2 protein-coding genes are annotated in these 1,839 nt (G+C 64.8%); both read left to right on the top strand.

Features of this window, described 5'->3' with window-relative positions:
* On the top strand, positions 1-274 hold a 274-nt coding region (locus EN925_RS34355; RefSeq protein ID WP_164894602.1), incomplete at its 5' end, for a cupin domain-containing protein.
* Positions 275-454: 180 nt separating this feature from the next.
* A partial coding sequence (locus EN925_RS34350; RefSeq protein WP_128337292.1) for an MFS transporter occupies positions 455-1,839 on the top strand: 1,385 nt, incomplete at its 3' end.

The raw sequence follows: 1,839 nt of genomic DNA, 5'->3' as shown, positions 1-1,839 counted from the left end.
GGTCAGCTTCGAGCCGGGCGCGCGCACCCACTGGCATACGCATCCGCTTGGCCAGACGCTCTACGTGACGGTGGGCGCCGGGCTTGCCCAGACGTGGGGCGGCCCGGTCCAGCAGATCAGGGCGGGCGACGTCATCTCGTTCGCGCCTGGCGAAAAACACTGGCATGGCGCGGCGCCGAAATCGGCGATGACGCATATCGCCATGCAGGAGGCGCTCGACGATGTCCATGCCGACTGGCTGGAAGCGGTGACATCGGAACAATATGACGGCTGAATGCTCAGTCCGCAGGAACCCGGCTTCTATTCCAGCCGCAACATTTTCAGAAGAGGGCGACTCGCGGCGAGTCCAGTACCATGGCGCAGGCCATACTCAGTCGCCGGATCGACAGCGCCATGCCGCCCGTTCAACTGACCGTCGGCCAGTAATTTGCGAAACTCACGTCCGGACATAGCCATGTCAAAGCACCGTTTGCCCCTGGTCGCCGCTGTCTATCTTGGTTCGTTCGTGGCTCTGCTCGACGTCAGCATCGTCAATGTCGCGCTGCCGACCATCCAGCAGGCGTTGCAAACCGATTTCGGCGGCCTGCAATGGGTGGTCGACGCCTACACGCTGTGCCTGTCGGCCTTCATGCTGTCGTCCGGCCTGATCGGCGACCGCTATGGCCGCAAGCGCTCATGGCTGGCCGGCGTCGGCATCTTCGTGGCCGGCTCGCTGATCTGCGCCGTCGCGCCCAATTTGCCGGTGCTGCTGGCTGGCCGGGTCGTACAGGGCATCGCCGGCTCGCTGCTCATTCCAGGCGCGCTGTCGATCCTGACGCAAGCCTTTCCCGATGCACGCCAGCGCGCCGGCGTCATTGGCGGCTGGGCGTCGTTCGCCGCCATCTCTCTGCTCGTTGGTCCCGTCCTCGGTGGCATCCTGGTCGAGACCGTCGGCTGGCAAAGCATCTTCCTGATCAACCTGCCGCTTGGTCTGATCACGATCGCGCTCGGTGCTGCTTCGATCAACGAGACGGCGCATCCCGAACATGCCCATCTCGATCTCGTCGGCCTGGCTCTCAGCATCCTGTGGCTGGGGGCGCTGACCTTTGGCCTGATCTCGGCCGGCGAGAATGGTTGGGGCGAGCCAAGGACGGTCACGGCGCTCATCGCAGGTGTCGTCGGCCTGGGTGCTTTCCTCGGCTTCGAGGCGCGCACGGCACGGCCGATGCTGCCGCTTGGCCTCTTCCGTGACGTCCGCTTTGCCGTCGCCAATGTCGCTTCGTTCGCGCTCGGCTTCACCTCCTATTCCAGCGTCTTCTTCTTCTCGATGTTCCTGCAGCAGGTGCAGGGCTGGTCGCCGACGCAGACCAGCCTGCGCATGGCGCCGGCCTTCATCGTCCAGATCGTGGTGTCGCCGTGGATCGGCAGGCTGAGCGCGCGCTATGGTCACTCCGCGCTGATGACCATCGGCTATGTTGCTATCGGCCTGTCCATGCTCGGCATGTGCTGGGCCGGTCCTTCGACGTCCTACGCGACGCTGTGCCTTCTGTTCGCCATCGGCGGCCTCGGCAATGCGCTTGCAATCCCGACCGGCAGCGCTGCCGCCATGTCCTATGCGCCGCGCGAACGCTCGGGCATGGTGTCGGCGGTCATCAATGCCACCCGCCAGAGCGGTCTTGCCATCGGCATCGCCTTGCTCGGCGCCTTGATGAGCATGCGGGCAACCAACCTTTTGACCGGGTATCTCGGCGATGCCGGTGTCGCCAACGCGGAAGCGGTCGCCCGTGCTGCAATTTCGCGGCATGATTTCGCAACCGATGCGGCGATGGGCGAAAGCGGCGTGCATGAACTCTATGCTGC

It is taken from the genome of Mesorhizobium sp. M7A.F.Ca.US.006.04.2.1 (genome assembly GCF_004022915.1).
GTDB lineage: Bacteria > Pseudomonadota > Alphaproteobacteria > Rhizobiales > Rhizobiaceae > Mesorhizobium > Mesorhizobium ciceri.
Note: the sequence above shows the minus strand (reverse complement) of the source record. Positions and strands in the feature narration are given on the sequence as shown.